The organism is Nocardia sp. CC213A, assembly GCF_030766805.1.
In the GTDB taxonomy this organism is placed as follows: domain Bacteria; phylum Actinomycetota; class Actinomycetes; order Mycobacteriales; family Mycobacteriaceae; genus Nocardia; species Nocardia otitidiscaviarum.
On the sequence record NZ_JASFXA010000005.1, the window covers coordinates 44586 to 64001 of the forward strand.

18 protein-coding genes are annotated in these 19416 nt (G+C 71.0%); 3 read left to right on the forward strand and 15 right to left on the reverse strand.

Going from position 1 to position 19416, the window contains the following annotated elements; translation table 11 throughout:
* Window positions 1–33 precede the first annotated feature (33 nt).
* From QJS31_RS10940 to QJS31_RS10950, 3 genes are all read right to left on the reverse strand, one after another.
* Window positions 34–582, reverse strand: coding sequence for a hypothetical protein (locus QJS31_RS10940; RefSeq protein WP_306356581.1), 549 nt, complete (start codon window positions 580–582; stop codon window positions 34–36).
* 89 nt (window positions 583–671) lie between these two features.
* A complete protein-coding gene (locus QJS31_RS10945; RefSeq protein ID WP_039815235.1) occupies window positions 672–980 on the reverse strand; it encodes a transposase in 309 nt (102 codons plus the stop codon).
* A complete protein-coding gene (locus QJS31_RS10950; protein WP_306356582.1) occupies window positions 977–2992 on the reverse strand; it encodes a hypothetical protein in 2016 nt (671 codons plus the stop codon). The genes QJS31_RS10945 and QJS31_RS10950 overlap by 4 nt, the downstream gene beginning before the upstream one ends.
* A 2061-nt stretch (window positions 2993–5053) precedes the next feature.
* Here QJS31_RS10950 and QJS31_RS10955 point away from each other — a divergent pair.
* Entirely contained in the window at window positions 5054–5221 is a 168-nt protein-coding gene (locus QJS31_RS10955) for a hypothetical protein (RefSeq protein ID WP_306356583.1), read from the forward strand.
* 84 nt (window positions 5222–5305) lie between these two features.
* A complete protein-coding gene (locus tag QJS31_RS10960) occupies window positions 5306–5443 on the forward strand; it encodes a hypothetical protein (RefSeq protein ID WP_306356584.1) in 138 nt (45 codons plus the stop codon).
* Window positions 5444–6457: 1014 nt separating this feature from the next.
* Here QJS31_RS10960 and QJS31_RS10965 read toward each other — a convergent pair.
* The 9 genes from QJS31_RS10965 to QJS31_RS11005 form a co-directional block, all read right to left on the reverse strand.
* Entirely contained in the window at window positions 6458–7948 is a 1491-nt protein-coding gene (locus QJS31_RS10965; protein WP_029924311.1) for an SCO6880 family protein, read from the reverse strand.
* On the reverse strand, window positions 7945–9411 hold the full coding sequence (locus QJS31_RS10970) for a hypothetical protein (protein ID WP_306356585.1): 1467 nt from the start codon (window positions 9409–9411) through the stop codon (window positions 7945–7947). Before QJS31_RS10970 ends, QJS31_RS10965 begins: the two co-directional genes overlap by 4 nt.
* Before the next feature lie 34 nt (window positions 9412–9445).
* Complete coding sequence (locus QJS31_RS10975; protein ID WP_306356586.1) at window positions 9446–10276, reverse strand: hypothetical protein; 831 nt, start codon at window positions 10274–10276, stop codon at window positions 9446–9448.
* Window positions 10273–10884 (reverse strand): hypothetical protein, encoded by a 612-nt coding sequence (locus QJS31_RS10980; RefSeq protein WP_306356587.1) that lies wholly within the window; start codon window positions 10882–10884, stop codon window positions 10273–10275. The genes QJS31_RS10975 and QJS31_RS10980 overlap by 4 nt, the downstream gene beginning before the upstream one ends.
* 17 nt (window positions 10885–10901) lie before the next feature.
* Window positions 10902–11171, reverse strand: coding sequence for a hypothetical protein (locus QJS31_RS10985; protein WP_029924307.1), 270 nt, complete (start codon window positions 11169–11171; stop codon window positions 10902–10904).
* Window positions 11171–11461, reverse strand: coding sequence for a hypothetical protein (locus tag QJS31_RS10990; protein WP_029924306.1), 291 nt, complete (start codon window positions 11459–11461; stop codon window positions 11171–11173). Before QJS31_RS10990 ends, QJS31_RS10985 begins: the two co-directional genes overlap by 1 nt.
* Before the next feature lie 183 nt (window positions 11462–11644).
* Entirely contained in the window at window positions 11645–12289 is a 645-nt protein-coding gene (locus QJS31_RS10995) for a hypothetical protein (RefSeq protein WP_306356588.1), read from the reverse strand.
* Window positions 12286–13155, reverse strand: a complete 870-nt coding sequence (locus QJS31_RS11000) for a hypothetical protein (protein ID WP_029924304.1) — start codon at window positions 13153–13155, stop codon at window positions 12286–12288. The genes QJS31_RS10995 and QJS31_RS11000 overlap by 4 nt, the downstream gene beginning before the upstream one ends.
* Window positions 13156–13169: 14 nt before the next feature.
* Entirely contained in the window at window positions 13170–13748 is a 579-nt protein-coding gene (locus QJS31_RS11005; protein WP_282785573.1) for a hypothetical protein, read from the reverse strand.
* A 322-nt stretch (window positions 13749–14070) separates the two neighbouring features.
* Here QJS31_RS11005 and QJS31_RS11010 point away from each other — a divergent pair, with 322 nt between their 5' ends.
* Window positions 14071–14832: a 3-hydroxyacyl-CoA dehydrogenase gene (locus QJS31_RS11010; protein WP_143981565.1), complete on the forward strand. Its 762-nt coding sequence runs from the start codon at window positions 14071–14073 to the stop codon at window positions 14830–14832.
* Between the two features lie 446 nt (window positions 14833–15278).
* Here the strand turns inward: QJS31_RS11010 and QJS31_RS11015 are convergent, their stop codons facing one another.
* The 3 genes from QJS31_RS11015 to QJS31_RS11025 all read right to left on the reverse strand — a co-directional run bounded on the left by QJS31_RS11015 (window position 15279) and on the right by QJS31_RS11025 (window position 19398).
* Window positions 15279–16478 (reverse strand): Cmx/CmrA family chloramphenicol efflux MFS transporter, encoded by a 1200-nt coding sequence (locus QJS31_RS11015; protein ID WP_306356589.1) that lies wholly within the window; start codon window positions 16476–16478, stop codon window positions 15279–15281.
* Between the two features lie 297 nt (window positions 16479–16775).
* Window positions 16776–17348, reverse strand: coding sequence for a TetR/AcrR family transcriptional regulator (locus tag QJS31_RS11020; RefSeq protein ID WP_306356590.1), 573 nt, complete (start codon window positions 17346–17348; stop codon window positions 16776–16778).
* Window positions 17349–17448: 100 nt separating this feature from the next.
* Window positions 17449–19398: a glycoside hydrolase gene (locus QJS31_RS11025; protein WP_306356591.1), complete on the reverse strand. Its 1950-nt coding sequence runs from the start codon at window positions 19396–19398 to the stop codon at window positions 17449–17451.
* Between the last annotated feature and the right edge of the window lie 18 nt (window positions 19399–19416).

A 19416-nucleotide genomic window follows, 5' to 3' on the forward strand; every position in this document is an offset into this window, starting at 1 on the left:
TGCCTCCTGGGATGACCTGTCAGTCGTTGCCGCTCAACGGAATTCGTCGAGCCGCCAGCCGTCCGCGGTGCGGACGACGGTGGCGACGACCGTCGTCGGCGGCAGCGGTTCGCGCCGCCCGTCCGGGTACACGACGGTCTGTTCGATGCCGATCTTGTACTGCTGCCGGTTCGGGTCGGTGCCCGGCGCCGCCACGCCGGAGGCGAAGGTGAATGCCTCGACGGTGGCGCCGGCGCTGCTCCACTCGGCCCACCGCACGGTCGCCTTCGGCGTCTCGACCGCGGTCGCTGTGCTGTCCAGGGTACGGATCAAGCTGGGACCGAGCCATTCCCGCGCCCGCGCCAGCGCCGCGCCCTCACCCTCGGTGGCGGGATGCCAGGTGAAGATCTCGTGCAGCGCCGTCACCGCGACCCCCTCCGGGGTCGACGGGTCGGGAGCCGGGGCCTCCTCCAACAGCCTGGTGGTGGACGTGGGCGGACTCCAGCCCGGCGCGGATCCGGGATCGTCGCCGTCGGAACCACAGGACATGACCAACACCGCGACGCTCGCCACCAGCATCACCACCAGGTTCGCGCGTTTCACCGGACTACCGTTCCAGGCTAGTCGTCCCCGCCGGTCGCGGGGCGATACCTGCGGTTTTCCCGAGTCGGCGTGTCCGGTGCCGGATGCCGTCATATGCCGCGCTTGGCGTCGTTGAGGGTTTCGACCAGGGTCCGGTTCATCTCGGCGGCGGCGGCCAACTGCTGTTGCAGCAGCGCCACTTTGCGGCGCAGCGCGGTGGCGTCCATGCGCTCCAGGCCCGGTCCCTCGGCGGCGCGGACCCAGTTGCGCACCGAATTGGTGTGCACGCCGATCTGATCGGCCACCACCCGGCACGCCTCGGATTCGCTGCGTAGCTTGCCCGTCAGCGCGATGACCTGTTCGACGGCGGCCTGCCGGACCTCCGGGGAGACTCTTCGGTACGACCGATGCGGCATCATGCGGCACCCTCCTCGTCCGAGCCACGGTGCGAGGTGGATTCGGTGAACTCGCTGAAACGCTGGTTGGTGTCGTGGATGCCGCTCTCCCGCTCCGAGGGCGTGAACTCCATATGGAACGGGATGCCGGGTCGCCGGTCCTCGCCGATCTTCAGCAGGAACTTGCCGGTACCGGGTGCGGACGGGCGGTGCTGGCCCGGTTTGAGCGCCTCACCCGTCAGCGCCTGCGGCGCGGACCAACTGGTCACCATCTCCTCCTCGGCAGCAGTGAAGGGCACCGTCGAATCCAGCCGCGCGATCTCCTCCGCCGGCAGCGCGCCGAATATCTTGGCGCGCGCCCGCTCCAGGAAGCCGAGTGCCTTGGCGATGGCCGCCTCCGAACCCAGCGCCTGCAGATCCTTGATGGTGTGGCTGATCATGATGAGCGCGGTGGCGATACTGCGTTGCAGACGGGTCAACTCGTCCACGCGGTCGACCATGAAGTCGCCCAGGCCGAGCACCTGCCACAGCTCGTCCATCACCACCTGGAAGTAGCGCTGCGGACCCATATCCGCGTCGGCCAGCACATGGGCCGCCTCCACGGAGGCGAAACCGTCGGCCCAGCAGGCCAGCATGACAGCGGCCTTGAGCTTCTTGTCCCCGTTGGGGATATGCGAGACGTCGATGCAGACGGCGGTGGCCGCGGTGTCGATCGGCGTGGTGGTGTGGCCGTTGAAGACCGCGCCGAAGGGACCCTGGGTGAGCGCACGCAGCGAGCGGCGCAGCCCCTTGATGGCGTTCTGGTACTCGGTGTCGTCGTCCGCGCCCGCATCGAGTTTCAGCTCGTCGCCGCCCGCCACGATGACCTCGAGCAGGTTCTCCAGGATGGGCGGCTGGTCCGGGGTGAAGCCGCTGCCCTCGCGGTAGAGGATGCGCAGGCCGGTGGAGATGAGGGTTTCCTCGTAGTCGCGTACCCGGGCGCCGCGCACCAGTTCGACCAGACCGGCGATGAGCGTGACCTGGCGGGCGCGCATCTCCTGCACCACCTGCGTTTGCAGAGCGGGCAATTCGGACAAGCGAGGGACGATGGAGCCGAGCACGCCCGCGGCCAGGGGATTGAGTTTGCCGTGCCCGTAACCGAGATCGATGACCTGGCCGCCGACCAACTCCACCAGTTTGCGGTAGTCGGGCTTGACATCGGCCAGGATGAGCGGGGTGATGCCCTGTGCGACACCGCCCAGCACGATGCGGCGCACCAGCGAGGATTTGCCGAAACCGTTGAGGCCCAGCACGAACAGGCTCGGCGCGGTGATGAAGCTGCCGCGCATGAACCAGTTCATGGGGTCGAAGCAGACCGGAGCGCCGGTGTGCAGGTGCGACCCCAGCGGCGTGCCGATCAGTGGCGCGCCCGCGCCGACCGACCACGGCCACAGGCCCGCGACCTGCGCGGTGGTGGCGCGGTATTCGACCGGGCGGCCGATCACGTTCATCCGGCCGCCGCCCTCACCGAGATAGCCGCGGTCGGTGAGTTGGGCTGTGGTGCGGTCGAATTCGTCGTGGCTGCCGTACTCCATGCGCTCCACGCGGGCGGCGAAGTTGCGGCGGCGCAGATCGTCGGTGTGCAGCCGGAACGCCGCCCAGGCCGCGCCGAGGCCGTTCTTCTCCCGGGCGACGGCCTCGAGCCGGGCACGGGTGGAGTCGTCGAGCAGTTTCGGACCGGACTGCTTCTGCTTGCCGCCCTTGCGCGCCTTGGCTCGCTGCCGCTGCTCGGCGCGCTCAGCCGCCAGTGCGGCCCGGTCGGGTTTGTCCGCGCCCCGGCCGGTTCGGCGGCCGCGGCCGGTCCGTTCGACCGGTGGGGTTTCGTGGCGGGGCCGTCGCGGTCGTCGGGGTGTCGCGGCGCGTCCACCCAGGTGCACGCGGTCGCCCTCGACGGCCCGCCCGCGTCCGTTCTCGCGGCCGGGCTGTCGATCCCCCTCGACGGGGCGTCGCCCACCGGCGTCCTTGGCACGATCCCGCCCCGGTTCCGCCTTGCGCATGCGCTCCCCTTCCGGCAGATCCGTACCCCGCCCGCGCTCACGCACCGGGTGTTCCGCTCGCGGCCGCTGCCGGGTTTCCCCGTCCCGCCGCTCGCGAGCACCGTCGTCGGCTGCACGCCGCTCCCGTGCCCCGTCCTCCCCGCGCCGTCGGGACGCGAGCTCCGCCTCCCGACGCTCCCGTCCCGGAGCAACGGCCCGCCGCCCTTCCCGCCGCGCCGGCTCCTCCTCCCGACGCTCCCGTCCGGGCTGTTCACTCACACGCCGATCACGCACAGCGGCCTCCACCTCTCGATGCCCACGACGCTCCCCCACACGCTCCACCCGCCGCGCGCCCTCGGTACCACGCCCCCCGGCCCCGGCAGCACCGGCCTCGTGCGCGTCGGAACCGGAAGCATCCGCCGCCGGACCACGCGCCACGGAACGGGATCCGTCAGCCACCACCTCGCGCGACTCGGGACCGGAGCCGTCGGCCACCGGACCACGTCCATCGGAACTGGAAGCCTCGGCGACCGCCTCCCGTCCGTCGGGACCGGTAGCGTCGGCGACCGCCTCCCGTGCGTCGGGACCGGAAGCGTCGGCGACCGCCTCCCGTGCGTCGGGACCGGAAGCGTCAGCGACCGCCTCACGTGCGTCGGGACCGGAAGCGTCAGCCGCCGGACCACAGGCGTCAGAGGCGGCCTCGCCAGGCGCCACCTCGCGCGACCGGGGACCTGAGCCGTCAGCAACCGGGCCACGCGCATCAGCGCCGGAAACCTCGGCGACCGCCGTGCGCGCGGCAGAGTGGGATACGTCAGCAGGCTGCTCCGATTCCGAATCCATGCCGGTATTTCCGTGCCCACGCCGAATCGCACCGGAATCGCGGCACTCTCGGACGGAGAACTCCGCCCCGCCCGTGGGCTCGTCGTCGCGCTGCCGCCGCACGGCGGGTGCGGCCGTGCGGTTCTCATCGAACGGTGCGGGTTCCGGCTCGCCGCGCTCACCACCGACGAGCTCAGCATCATCGGCACCGGAATCGGCAAGTTCGGTATCGAGGCGACCGGAAGCGCGCTCGGTATCGATGCGACCGGGATCGGCAAGTCCGCGGATATCGCGCTCGTGACCGGTGGGAGCGGTTTCGCGGCGGCTGTCCCGTGCTGTCGGTTCCGGGTTCACTGCGCCGGTACGGGCCGGTCCGATTCCCGCCTGGTCCGCATCGGTTACCGCCGCATCGCGCGCGTCATCGCGGTCCACGGTCGCCGCGGTACCGAGCGCGATCGCGCCGTGTGCGGCCCCCGCTGCCGGACCTACCTCGATCTCGCGTTGGGCCACAGTGGGTTTCGCTGCCGCACCAGCCGAAGCCGCTGCCGCACCAGCATGTTCCGCTGCGGTGTGTCGCCGATGTTCCCTCCGCACGCCCTCCGCTTCCGGCGGGGTCGCATCCGATCGCCCGGTCGCGCCTCGCGCACGGGTCTCGTCCCGGACGTCGGTATCCGATGCCGCACCGCCCGTGGCGCGATCCGCGCGCCGCCCGGGCCGCGCGGCGTCATCACCGCCGGTGTCACGCGGTGCGGGCGCAGGGTTCGCGGGGTTGACGGCGGGCGCAGGGTTCGCGGGGTTGACGGCGGCCGCAGGGTTCGCGGGGTTGACGGCGGCCGCAGGGTTCGCGGGGTTGACGGCGGCCGCAGGGTTCGCGGGGTTGACGGCGGCCGCAGGGTTCGCGGGGTTGGCGGCGGCCGCCGTTCGGGCGCGTTCGGCACCGTCGCGGCCACGCTCCTTGCCGGACGATACCACTCCGCGCCGCGTCGGGCCGCCGGAGCGCACCGCGCCGCGCGATGCGTCTTCGGGCGAGGGTGCCGCTCCCCCATCGGTTTCCGACCATGGGCGCATCTCGGATTCGCCGCTGGCACCGGCTGCCTCGTCGTCCCACAGCGTCGGCGGGCTCAGCTTCCCCCGCCGGGGCGGAACGGTTCCCGCAGCGGTGCCGGCGGACGCGGCCGATGCCGCTCGCGCGCTCTTCCCGGCGCGACGCGAAGATGCGGCATCGGAGGTGTCCGCGCCCTTCGAACCCGGGGTGCGAGCGGCGTGCTCCGGATCCGCTCGAGTGCGGTCGGCGTGCTGACGCTCGGCATCCGCGGCGCGCGCGGCGGCGCGATCCGCGGCGTCGATCGGCTTCGGTTCGGTCGCAGCGGATTCCAGCTCGGCCCGCCGCGCCCGCACCGCATCCTCGGACATGCCGTGCGCGCGCGGTGAATCCGACGCCGACGCGTCCCCACGCGAACCCACGGTGTCCGCCGCACCCTCCGCGAGCTCTCGGACAGGCTCGGGTCGGTCCGCGTGGAACGGGTCGAATTCCCCGGCGGCCGTGACGGCCTCGGCCATGTCCAGCGGCGGGTACGACGCCGGATCGCGCTGCGCGGATTTCCGGGCGGCACGCTTCGGCAGCAGGGCGCGGCGAACACGCGCCAGGCGTGATTCGGTAGGAGTCGCGGTTGTCTCGGATGAATCGCCCGCCGGCCGTGCCGAACTCGCGGCGGGTCGCGTCGGTATGTCGAGGTCCCCGGTCTCCCCGGCGGCAATCACCTCGGCGCGCCCCGGCCGCCCGGCGGCCGCGTCACCGTCCGCCGGACGCGCCGCAGGGCCGCCCCGCGGCGGACGCGCGGCGGCACCATCACGCGCTACGCGTGCCGACCCCGTGTGGTCAGGCGATACCCGTCCGGATGCCGCACCGTCACGCGAGCCCCGCGCGGGCATCACATCGTCGCGCGCACCGCGTGCCGACCCCGCGTGGTCAGACGGGACCCGTCCGGATGCCGCACCGTCACGCGAGCCCCGCGCGGGCATCACATCGTCGCGCGCACCGCGGGTGGGGGCCGAGCTTTCGCGCGGGGGCCGCTGCGGTGCGGCGGCGTCGCGGGCCGCCTTTGCACGGGTGGCGGGGCCGGCGTCTCGGGGGGCGCTTGTCGCCTCGCGTGGAACGGACTTCGGGTCGGGCGCAGCGGTCTTCGCGTCACGCGCGGGGGGTTCGGCTCGGCGGTCGGTGCCGGAGGATGTCCGCGCGGGGCGACCGGCTTCCGAGGTGCGGCGTGCTCGGGGCTTCGGTGCGGCGGGATCCGACGTGGCTGGGCGCGCGGTGGTCGGCTCCGAAGCTACCGGGGCACCGGCGGATTCGCGGCGCGACGGCTCGCGGGGGACGGTGCGGGCGCCCGCTGCCGCCTCGCGGGCACGTTCGCGTTCCAGGGCCTCGGGGTCGGCGGGGGGTTCGCGGCGGAGCAGGCGGCGGTCGGGCAGGGTGCCGCGGCGGGGGCGTTCGTGGTCGCGGCGGCGGGGTTGGCCCTGGCGGAGGTCGGCGGGTTCCGACGGCGCGCGGTCCCGGGGCGTCTCCGCGGGTTCCACGGGGAGGCTGGGGATGTCGCGGCGACCGCCGCGCCGGGTGGGCGCGGCATCGCGTTCGCGGACGGGTGGTTCGACGTCACGGGCCATGGTGGATTACCCCACAAGCGCTTTCGGGATGGTGGCGTGCTCCGGCAGGATGACGCCGCAGCCGAGCGAGGCCGCGAACGCGGCCGCCTGGTAGCGGTAGCAGCGCCGGATCTTCAGTCGGGCCTGGGTGGACAGGTCGCGGGTGATGGCCTCGATCCGCGGCAGGTCACCGCGCAGCGGCTCGGTGATGGTGACCAGCGCGCCGAATCGGGTGACACCGTGTCCGCGGGCCTGCTCCTCACGCGCCTGCTGCGTCGCGCCGACCCGCAGCGTGGCCGCCGCCGACACCACGCCGCGCTCGCTCTGCTGCGCGACCAGCGCGTTCTTGTAGTCGTCGTCCACGATCTGGGCGGCGTCACCGGCGGAGTGCGGCCGGTACACGATGGCGATGCGCTTGCGCGGCACCTCGGGATTCGGTGCGAGCAGCCGTTGCAGCACCCGCTCGTCCACCGCACCCTCGGGCGCGGTGTCCATCTCCCAGGTGACCGACCGGCCGCCGTCGTGGATGAAGTGGTCCCAGCGCTCCTCGTGCGACACCGGCCCGGCATCGGCCCAATCCAGCCCGTGCCCACCGGGTTCGCCCGCCGCCACCTCCAGATCCGCCTGCGCGGCCGGATCGTAGCTGCGCCGGATGAAGGAGATCACCTCGTCGGCCGACATGGGCTGCGCGCGCACCCCGGCCTCGGCCAGCGCCGCGCAGATCCCGGGCAGGCGACGGCCGATCTCGACGGCCTCCTCCGCGGGATTCTTCCGCCGCTCCGCCGTGGTGGCCTTGAACGTAATGGCCACCCGCGGCAGCAGCTGCACCCGCTCCTGCGGCAGTTCGGTGGCCAGCTCGTACATCACCTGCTGTGCCAGATCCGGGGCTTCCGGCCGGGTGATGGCGGAAACCTCGGTGAGCAAACGGTTTCCGGTCTCGGGGACGGTGTCGATGACGGGCACCACCGCGACGATGTCGGAGGTCTGCCCCAGCGACGCCAGGAAGGTGCCCCATGCCGACACCCAGCGGTCGATGACGGGCTGGTCGACCGCCTCGTGCCCCTGCGGCCAGGCGCGCAACACCACCGTGTACTGCCCGAATTGCGGTAGGTGGATCATGCCGAAGCTGTAGCCGCCCGCGTCGATGCCCTCGTAGAGCCGCGACGGGGCCATCAGACCCGGCAGTCGGGTGACGCCGCCCGGAATCCGGGAGAACCGACCGCCCCGGTACACATGCTCACCCTTGCTGCGGCCACGCAACCAATGGAACATCATCAATCCGTTCTCGTATCCGGAGCGGCCCCCCGTCCGCCAGACCAGTGGAACCATCACGACCAAACCGAATCCCGCCACCACGAACGCGGGTTTCGGCCCCGCGACGAGCGCGGTCAGCAGCGCGGTGATGACGACGGCGAAGCCGACCACGGTCTCACCCCAGCGCAGGCCGAACAGGCCCGCGCTGCGCGGCTTCTGCCACAGCCCGTAGGCGCGGCGCTCGTAGCTCTCGGTGGTGGTCATCGCGGAATGGTGCTCCTGCCGAGGTCGGGTGAACGGTTGGTCCAGCGGTCACCGGCCATATCGCCCATGGCGGTTTCGGCACGGTTGGCTCCGGCGGTCGCGGATCGCATGGACGCGACCCGCCCCGCCACGCGGGACGCACCGGACGGTACGCCTGCCTGCCCGCCGCCCTGCGGATTGCCCGCGGCGGCCCCGCCACCACCACCGCGCGGCGGCGGTGTCGGCCGCGGTCCGCCGCCTCCGGGTCGCGGTCCGCCGCCTCCGGTTCCGCCCGGCGGCTTGCCGCCGCGATTCACGTATCCGGCGGTGCCGGGTGCGGCGGTGGACTTCACCGCCACCGCACGGCTGCCGACCGCGCCCAGGGCGGCCACGCCGACCAGGGTGCCGGTGGTGGCGGTCAGACCCGAACCGCCGCTGCCGACGATGGACACCGCCGGGGTCACCAGGCGCATGAGCACCGGCAGCACGAACGCGGCACTGCACAGCAGCACGATGGCGACCAGCATGCGCTGCGCCTGGTCGGCGTCCGGCAGACCCGCGGTGGTGGTCAGTTCGTCCACGTGCCCGGCGGTGGTGAAGGCGATCATGTAGACGATCGCCGCCACCGGTTTGTAGAGCATGAAGGCGATGATCCACGCGATCAGGCGTGGATACGCCTGTTTTCCGGTATTGGTCCCGGAGGAGGCCGCGGCCAGCGGCAGCACGCCCGCCGCCACCACCAGCAACCCCTGCCGCACGATGGCGAGCACGATCTGCGCCAGCGCGCCGAGCAGGCCGACGATGGCGATGATCAGCACCAGGCCCGGCGAGAACGCTTGCAGCTTGGCGGTTTTCACCATGAGTTCGGCGAGGTTCTGGGCATTGCCGTCGGTGGCGTCGTTGATCACCCACTCGGAGAAGCGATCCGATGCCTGGGTGCCCGCGACGATCACCGCCCCCAGCATCCAGGAGCTGAAGATCACGCGCGCGAACATGCGGAAGGATTCGGCGGCCTCGCTCATGGCCGCCCCGCGTTTGGCTTCCGCGAGTCTGGCCCCGGAGATGATCACCGACACCATGAGCAGGAGTATCTGGGCCTGATAGGTGTAGTCGTTGATCTTCGTGAACAGCGCCCCGGAGTCCGAGACCCGTTCGTTGGGCACCTTCATCCAGAAGGTCAACGCCAGGATCAACGCTTCGCCCAAACCGTTCATGAGCGAGTCCACCACCTTGCCGAAGGTGGAGTCCCACGCCTTGTCCCGGACGGCCGCGGCGGCGTCGCCCGGGTGCGTGGCCACATTGCCGGCCTTGCAGGCCGCCGACGCGGCATCACCGAGGGAGATGCCGGGGATGCCGAGGCCGTCGAGGGAGTCGTGTAATTCGTTGCAGGCCTGGTCGAAACCGTACTGAGCGTGCGATACCGTCGGAGTCGCGACCATGACGGTGAACACGACCGCGAGGATCGTGACGATGCGCCTCAGCATGTGATCCACCTCTCCTGATCTGCTGCCAGGTCATTCACCATTTCGTCCACCCCGCAAGCGAATCCACGTATTCGGTCTGCGAGCCGCGCGCCGTCGCCGGTTTGAGCCGCCAGTCCCCCGCGTCCCACACCATGATCAGGCGTACCGCCGCCCACAGCTGTCTGCCGTCCACCACGGGACCGCGCGCCGCCAGCCGCACGATCGCCATGTCGTCGGCATAGTTCTCCACCTGGAAGGCATCCGGCGCCACCAGGTAGCGGGTCACCTTCTCCGGCTGCTGTTTCGGCAGCCGTTCGTCGGCCAGCGCCTGGTCGTAGGCGGCGACCTGCTGGGCCGACACCCGCACCTGGCGCACGTACAGGGTGCGGTCGGCGGGGCGAGCGTTGAGCCGATAGGTGATCTGCGCCGCCGCCAGCACCGCACCCTGCGGTGTGTGCGAATACCCCACGGCCAGACCGTCTTCCAGGCGGGTCGGGCCGTCGGAGGTGGAGAAGGGCACCGACGCCCCGAATACCCGCTGCCAGCCGCCCGGTCCGGTGGTGCCGCGCGGCGCGGCGGTCAGCCAGTCCGGATCGGAGGGCTCCCGCTGGGCGGAGGCGTCCTGCGTCAGCGGTTGCCCCGCCGGATTGTTCGGCACGTCCACGCGCCGTCCGAAGATGTCGACCTCCGGCTGAGCGAATCCGGTGGCCCCGGTGTCGCCCGCCACGGCCGGGGGTGCGTCGCCCGTCGCCGCGGGCTCGCCGGGGTCGTCGTCGCGGCCCACCCACATGACCACGCCCGCGATCAGGATCAGGGCGAGCAGGGCCGCGGACGCGATGACACCGAACGAGACGCCGCCGCGCTCGGACGGCTCCTTCTCGCTCATTTCGGTGCCTCCACGGTCACTATGTCGGTGGGCAATTCATCGATGGCCTCGACCGTCGGGGCGGTCGAGTCGGGCTCTGGCAGCCGCAGCCGCCAATCGTCTCGGAACCATTCCACGGTGGTGTGGTTCACCGCCCGGGAGCTGTCGGCGTATTCGGTGTAGACATCGACGGTGGATCTGTCCTCGGTGTAGCCGGTGATGCGGAAGCCGAGCAGCCGCGGCGCGTACTCCGGTGCGGCGGGCCCGGCAATGGACAGTTGTGTTCTGGTGACCGCCCAGCCGTCCCGGGCCGGGCCGGGTATCGCCGCGGCGTCGAGCACGGTCGGCCACTGGGTGTCGGTGGCCACCAGCAATCGGATGGTGTGGGTGATCGCCGCGACGGCGGCACCGGCTCGGGATCGTTCGAAACCCGTTGCGGCGCCCCCGGAGTCGCTGCTCGGACCCTGGTCGGTGTGCGGCAGCGACACCCCCTGGTACACCTGCCAGCGCACCCCGGAGGGCGCGGACGGGTCCGCCACCTCGCCGTCGCAGCCGGCGGTGGCCAGCACGGCGACGCCGAGAACGCCGACGGCACGGCGCAGGCGGGCGGGGGCGAGGGTGGGAGCCATCGGAATCCGTTGCGTCCCTACGTTGGCAGCAACGCGAGGGCGATGCCGCTGGCCGAACTCGCCATGATGGCGCCGATCAGACTCATCACCACCCCGTGCGTCGCCTCGTTGGCGGCCATGTCGCCGCGGAACGCGTACCACAGCTTGCCCGCGGACAGGATCATCCACGCCATGCAGAACAGCAGTACGCACCACAGCAGCCAGTCGATCAGCTGCATGATCGGCCGGATCACGTCCGCCGGCATCTGCTTGTAGGCCAGCACGGTGACCACCGCGGAGGCGGACATCAGCCGATCGCCGCATTCATGATCGTGCCGGCACTGGTGGCGATGATGCCGCCGATCATGGCGCCAGCCACCATCTTCGGGGATTCCAAACCGCCTCCTGTCCACTTCTCCCACGCGAACTTGCCGCCCGCGTAGGTGATTCCGAGGATTCCGGACAACAGCACGAACCAGGTGAAATACCGAACAAGTTTCAATAGTTTGTCCGACGCGGGCGGGGCCTCCGGGGTCGGATTCCCGACCTGCGCGAGGACGGCACCGTACGCGTCGTGCACGGCGAGGAGCATGCTCATGATCTGTCCTTCTCCACTAGCACATCGTCGATCACACTGTCGCGTACCGTGGCCCGCGCGGCCCCGGCAGCGACCGACTCGATGGTCTTATCCAAATGCGAAGGGACGCTGCGGGTTACAGCATCCCATGACCCCGGTCGGGGCGAAAGATCGAGTGTTCGGCGCATATCGCTCTCCCGGGGTCTAGTCGTCGTCGTCCAATTCCGGGTCCGGTTCGGCGAGCGCCTCCCGGACCGCCGCCACGATGCCCGCACCGAGCTCGCGGATATCGAGCGGAACCTCGTGCAGCGGATCGGATTTGCGCTTCCGCTGCTGCGGCAGGGGGTCACCGGGCGACCAGACCGGCAACTGGTCGGCTTCGACCAGCGTCCACTCCTCGTGCCACGGCACCTGCCACACCTGACCGGCCAGCGAACCCACCAGATCGCGGTAGCGCCGGATCTCCGCGGGAATGCGGCCCGGGCGCGCCGCCACGGTCACCAGGCCGAGCACCTCACAGGGACCGGCGAGGTCCGCGAGGTGCTGGCGCAGCAGGTCGTGGGCGCGGCTCAGGCCGGAGATCGTTTCGCGGGCGACGAGTACGACGAACGGTGATTCGCGGTCGAAACCTCCGGGCCAGCGGCGATGCGAATCCGCCGCGGGCGCGAGCACATGCGCGAGCGTGGACGCGCCCGCCCCGCCGTGCACACCCAGCAGCCAGACCAGCGGAGCACGTCCGGCGCCGGGGACCGGTCGGTCCCAGATGGGTGCGCGAAGTGGTTCGGGCGGCGGCACGACACCTGCCGCCATGGCGGGTTCGGATCGGTGTTCCTTCATGGCTGCGGTCATGATGCCACTCCAGCAAGCAGGCGGCGATACGCACGGCGTGTCTCCGGCGCGAGGTCGCTGTGCCGCACCAGTTCACCCCGCGCGAGGTGCGGATCGTAGGGAATCTCACGGATATCCCGCACCCAGCCGGTGAGATGTTCCCGCAAATGATCAGCGACCCGCGAGTCACCATGGGGCAGCTGATGGGAGACGGCCACCACGGTGTCGCCGACGATGCCGTCGCCCTGCCCCTCGCCCTGTCCGCTGAAGTTGTCGTCGAGCCACTCCAAGGTCAGGCGCAGCCGGTTGGCGGCGTCGGCGCGCGCCGGAATGGCGAGCACCAGCGCGATATCGGCGTCCTCCAGCAACGGCCGCAGATGGCGGCTGGCAATGGGATTGCCGCCGTCGTACACCCCGGTGTAGCCGGAGTCGTGAATGCCGCGCGCCACGGTCAGGTAGGTGGCGCGGCGGCGCAGCGGGGCGGCGTCGCGCCAGAGCAGTCCGATGCCGGAGGTGGCGCGCGACAGGCATTCCTTCAGCGGCGCGGGTTCACCGTCCCCGCGGCCGTACAGCCACGCCTGCAGACTGATCGGGCTCAGGTGTTCGTCCGCGCCCCGCAGGGCCAGATCGCTTCCGGCCGAGGTGGCGTCCACGGCCGCCGCCTGCGCTCCGGCCGAGCTCAACTCCCCGGCCAGCCCGAGTGCGGTGGTGGTGGTTCCGGCCCCGCCGCAGCCGCCGACCACCAGGATCGGGCGCGGGTCGGGTTCGCCGTCGCCGGAGTGTTCGCGCCGCTTGCGCAGGCGTACCACCGGAGCGCGCGCGGGCCGACCCGACGGCTCACCCTCCTCGGGGGTCTCGTCGAGCCAGCGGCTCCAGTCCTGATCCATGTCCGTGCTCCCTCTTATCCCGCCGGGATCACCGGCGTGGTGGTGCGACCGCCGACAACCATGGTGCCCACGGATTGCGCTGTGGCGCCACGGGAATGGAGCACATAGAGCGCAACGCCGCCCGCGAGGGTCAGCAACAGAACGGCTATCAGGACGGCGGCCAGGGCGACGAGGCGGCGACGCCGGAACTTCGCCGACGCGGCAGCGGCTTTCGCGCCACGCGCGGCGGCGGGGTCCGACGCCGCCCGCGATAGCGCCGCGTCGTCCAATTCCCCGTCCCCGCTGTCGCCGCGCCCGCCGTCCAGGTCGGCCGGGAAGGGCAGTAGATCGGCCGGACGTTCGCGTGGCCGGAAGGCCGGAGCGCGATCGGTCACCCAGTCCGACCAGCGCCCGGTGTAGTGGCTGCGCCGGAACAGTGACTCGTCGACGGGGGGTACGACCTCCACATCGTCGTCGCGGATGTAGTGCGGGAATCCGCCCGTTCCGCCGTCGTCGCCGAATACCGGTGCGACGTGCGCGTCCTCAGCGCCGGCCCCGTCCTCGGGGGGCAGTGCCGGATACCAGCGCGACATCTTTTTGTACGACTTCAACATTTCCGCGGAGCGAGGCGCGTCGTGCGGCATCGTCGTACCCTCTCGGCGGTCGGTGAAGCTTCGGTGTGGTCGCGGCGGGGCGCACCGTCCTCGGGCACGGTCCCGACTGGAAATTCTCTCGTATCAGGCGGATTCCCACCTCCCGACGCGCCGGAAATCACCCCCAGAAATTCGACGGATCTCGTGAACCGACCGGTACCATGCTTCACCCTCGGTTTGATACTCACCGGTAACCACCGCCGTGAAAGGGGTTGTGGGGTACCCCCCTTCCACACCAGAAGCCGAGAATCTACATTAACAAGACCTAGTAACAGGAGGTTTTGTGAAGACAGCAGATACCGTCGCGGTGGTGACCGGCGGCGCTTCCGGACTCGGCCTGGCCACCGTGCGTGAGCTGCACGGCGCCGGAGCCTCGGTCGTCATCCTCGATCTTCCGTCGTCCGACGGCAAGGCCGTGGCCGAGGAACTCGGCGAGCGCGCGACCTTCGCACCGGGCGATGTGACCAGCGAAGCGGACGTCACCGCCGCGCTGGATGCCGCCGCCGGACTCGGCACGCTGCGAATCGCGGTGAACTGCGCGGGAATCGGCAATGCCATCCGCACGGTGAGCAAGAAGGGCGCGTTCCCGCTCGACGCCTTCACCAAGGTGGTCAACGTCAACCTGATCGGGTCGTTCAATGTGATCCGCCTGGCGGCCGAGCGCATGGCCGCCACCGAGGAGGCCGAGGGCGAACGGGGCGTCATCGTCAACACCGCCTCGGTGGCCGCCTACGACGGCCAGATCGGTCAAGCCGCCTACTCGGCCTCCAAGGGTGGAATCGTCGGCATGACCCTGCCGATCGCGCGCGACCTGTCGGGCTACAAGATCCGCGTGAACACCATCGCGCCCGGCCTGTTCCGCACGCCGCTGTTCGCGACGCTCTCCGATGAGGCCATCGCCTCGCTGGAGGCACAGGTGCCGCACCCCTCGCGGCTGGGCAACCCCACCGAATTCGCCGCCCTGGTGCGCCACATCGTGGAGAACCCCATGCTCAACGGCGAGACCATTCGCCTCGACGGCGCCATTCGGATGGCGCCGCGCTGATCCGACACCCGTCGGCTCCGGACGCTAGGTCCGGAGCCGACGAGTCCGGAGCCGACGAGTCCAGGAGCCGACGAGTCCGGAGCCGACGAGTCCGGGAGCCAACGAGTCCGGGAGCCAACGAGTCCGGGAGCCAACGAGTCCGGGAGCCAACGAGTCCGGGAGCCAACGAGTCCGGGAGCCAACGAGTCCGGGAGCCGGCGGGTCCTGGGCCGACGACTCTCGCGACACAGGTCGAGTCGGACCGACGCCAATCCGGACGAGTCCGACCGACGCACGGTGGTCAAGGAGCCGCCGCCGGGACCAACTCGGCGCGGCGGTCCTTCGGCGCTGGCGTGGATGGTGCGTCGAACCGAGATTTCCTGGAAGACGTCGCGACGCCGAGAGCACGGTCCGACTCGACCCCTCGTCGGTCGGACTCGACCCGAGCCGGCGCGACCGCGATCCCGCTACGCGCGCACCGATATCGGCTCCGCATCGAGCACGGCACCGCCCTCGGCGGGCACGGCGCGCGCGGCGAGCGCGCTCGACCAACCGACCACGGCCAGTGCGGCGGCACCCAGGGCCACGCCGATCCAGGCGAGTGCCGGATAGTCCCAGTGCGCGCCCAGCGCCAGGCCGCCCAGCCACGGGCCGACGGTGATGCCGACATTGAACGCCCCCACGTTCCCGGCGGCACCCAGGGTGGACGCGCCCGGGGCGAGGGTGAAGACGCGGCTGTTGAGCACCGGATTGACGCCGAAACCGAACGCGCCCAACAGGAATACCAGCAGCACGACCGGCACGACGTGGTGTGCGGTGAGCGCCAGCAGCGCCGAGGTGACGGTCAGACCGGCGATCCCGACCGTGAGACTGCGCAGCGGGTGGGCGTCGGCGGTGCGACCGCCCACCATGATTCCCAGGCAGCTGCCGATCCCGTAGACGGCCAGGACGACGGGCACCCACCTCTCGGCCATCCCGGTGGTCTCGGTGAGGAAGGCGGCGAGGTAGCCGAAGGTGACCATCAGCGCGGAGATGGCCAGCGCGGTGGTGAGGTAGAGCAGCCAGACCGGCAGGGTGGCCAGCGCACGCACCTCGGTGCGCACGCGCGGCGCGACGGCCGGACGCACGTCCGGAACCTTGGCGATGACACCCGCCATGGCCGCGATCGACAGCACCGCCACCGCCCAGAACGCGGCCCGCCACCCGAGATGCTGTCCGATGACCGTGCCCGCGGGCAGGCCGACGACGGTCGCCACGGTGAGACCGCCGGCCACCACGCTCAGCGCGCGCCCGCGCGCGTTGTCCGCCACCAGACCGACCGCGGTCGCCACGGCCACCGACCAGAACCCGGCGTAGACGAAGGCGGCGACCACGCGCGTCGCGAACAGCACCCCGTAGTCCGAGGTGAGCGCGCCCAGAACGTGTGCGGCGGCGAAGACGGCGAGGAAGGCCAGCAGTGCGGTGCGGCGCGGCCAGCGCAGGGTGGCGACGGCCAGGATCGGCGCGCCGAGCAGCATGCCCACCGCGAAGGCGGAGATGAGCAATCCGACCTGAGGCATGGAAACACCGAGGTCACTTGCCATTTCGGTGAGCAGCCCGGCGATCATGAGTTCGGATGTGCCCTGGGCGAATATGGACAGGCCCAGGATGTAGACGGCCACTGGCATCGGAATTCCCTTCGGTTGTCGGACAGCAAGTTTTGGATCAATTGGTTCAAAATGAGGGCGGCACGATCCGCGCGGGTCGCCACGGGGCTAACCGCGCCGGGCGCTACGTCGGATCGAGTGACATCTCCGTCGAATCGGGCCGATGAGCCGCCCTGTCGCCCCGGAACGGAGCGAGAATCAGAGCTGGTTCACCAGCCCGCGCCACCAGCGACTCGGCTTCACCGGCAACTCGGCTTCACCAGACACCCAGCTTCACGGGTAACACGGCTTCACCGGCGCTCAGCGCCGAGCGCCGGTTCACAGGCAACCCAACGCCACCTCGGCAATGGCGGCCAAGGCCGACCGATCCGCACCGCCCCGGGCGGCCACCCGCATACCGCCGATGGTGGCGACGACGAACCGGGCCAGATCGCGGGGGTCCCGGTCGCCGCTGATCTCCCCCGCGCGTTGCCCCTCGGCGATGGCGGCAGCGAGGGCACGCAGCCGACGCTCCTCGTCGGAGCGCAGCAACCGCGCGATCTCCGGATCACGCTCCCCCAGTTCGACGGTCGCGTTCACCACCAGACACCCCAGCGGATCCCCCTCCGGGGCATCGATGATGAACTCCAACAGCCGCGCGATCCGGTCCCGCACCGGCCCCGGCCCGTCGAGCACCGCGAACGTATCGGCGTTCTTGTCGGCCATGTACCGCCGCAGCGCCCGCTGGAACAGATCATGCTTACTGCTGAAGGTGTTGTAGATACTGCTGCGCCCCAATCCGGTAGCGGCACAGAGTTCCTGGGTGGACGTGCCGTCGTAGCCCGCACGCCAGAAGGCCCGCATGGCGGCATCCACCGCCCGCTCCTCATCGAACTGCTTGGGTCGCGCCATGCGACCGACGCTAGCACGTTTTGTATTGACCAGTCCAAAAAGGGGTGTCGGAGCCCCGGTCGTCCCGACGGGCCGCGGTGGCGTTCCCGATCGTCGTCGCTCATGCGGCCGGACACAGGCGACGCGCGGTGGTGTCGCCCGTCAGCGCGGCGTCCACGCAACCACCCGGCAGCCCGTCGTGCTCGGCGGTGCCGAAATTGGCCGTGACGGTGAGGGTGCCGTCGCCGAAGACGGTGCGCTGCACCAGGTGGTCGTCGGTGAGCCAGCGGAAGTCCGTCATGGGGAGGGTGCCCGCGGCCTCGTGCAGGGGTGCGAAGAAGCGTTGCAGGCGGGCGATGTCGGGGCCGCGTTCGGCCAGGGTGTCGCCGTCGAGTACGAAGTTCAGCGGGGTGTTGTTCAGGATGGCGGTCAGGGCCCGCATCGTCTGCTGTTGCGGCAGTTTGTCGTAGGACAACTCCCAGCGGTCGGTGTTGACGATCGAATCGTGCAGCACGGTTTCGTACAGGGGCACCCGGTAGACCGGATCGAACATGGCCCGCGCCAGCTGGTCGGGCAGCACGACCGGCTGGAAGTAGGTCCGCGGCGCGTTCGCGGGCGCGTAGCCGCCCCAGACCGTGCGATCGCGCTGGAATGCCCACAGCCGGTCCGAGACCGGGGTCTGCGCGCCATGGTCGAAGTCGAGCACCGGCGCCGCCCACGCACCCGCGGATTCCGAGCCGAGCACCTGGCCGCGGTCCTCGGCGAGCCAGCGCAGGCGGGCGAGCCGATTGTCCCGGTCCCGGCGCGCGGTCATCGGGTGATCGACGCTGTGGTCGTCGAAGAATTCTCCGGCCGCGTCCACATCGAGGAAGTAGGTGTTCGCGCCATTGCCGGTGACCTGCGCGTAGCGGTCCCGGTACAGGTCCGGATCCTGGTACAACGCTTGGGAACTCAGGTAGCAGCCCCGGCCGCCGAAGCCCGTCTCGGGGGTGCCGTCGGCCGCGCGGACGCAGCCGTCCGGCCAGGTGGAGCCCGGCCAGCGCGAGCCGGGATTGTCGGCGGTCGCCGGATCCTGCGCGTTGGCCCACGAATCATAGGGCCCGGCAAGGTATCCGGCGTTCTTCGCGGCCGCGACGGCCGCCGCGCTCATGGGCGACTCATCGGAGTCGTAACCGAGCCACATCCGGGTGATGCCCAGCTGCCGCAAGCGCTCGACGGCCTCGGGCGTGCGCGCCTCACCCCACACGTAGGCGTGGAACGCACCGAGCAGCCGGGCCACCTCCGGATTGCGCGCGATCTTCGCACGCAGCGAGCGGAATTCGCCGTGCCGCAGCAGCCAGTCGCGATAGTCCCGCGCGGCTACCACGGGGGAATCGTCGGTGAGCGCGAAGGTGACCGTGTAATCGCCGGTGTCGCCGCGATCGTCGAAATCGTGTGCGGCAGCGGCTGTCAGGCGGCCGTCCACCGACCGCACCGTGAGCGTGCTGCCGATATCGGTGGGCACCAGGTAGCTGACACCGCGCCCGTCCAGCCGATAACCCCAGAACGGCATGGTGAGCCCGGAGGTGAGCGTGAGCGAGCTGTCCACCAGCCCCGCGTCCGGCCCGTTCCAGAACGGATCCCGCACCGGCAGCGACAGGCCCTCGCCCCGCGGGATCTGCAAGGACCGCGCGGCGGGGTCACCGCCGGTGACCGGCCAGATCAGGCGGCCCGGGCGCGCGCTGTGCACGGTGACGCGCAGGCGGCCGTCCTGTCCGCCGGCGGTGACCGTCCAGCCTCGGTCGGGGTAGGTCCACTGCGCGCTCTCGCCGTCCGTCCGCACGCCGCCGGCCGTCCCCAGCCCGGTGACGGGACCGGACAGCTCCACACGCTGCCCGCCCGTCCGGGCGCTGACGGCCAGCGAGGCCGTATCGATCTCGGCCGTTCCGCCGGCCACCGTGATAGCCACCCGATTGCCGTCTACACGCGGCGCGTTCGTCTCCGGGACGCGCGAGCAGGCCGCGGATCCGGTCACGACCAGTCCGGACAGCATCAGCAGCACCCATATGCGTCGAGGTTTCCGCCATCTCATACCCGCCACGTTCACGGT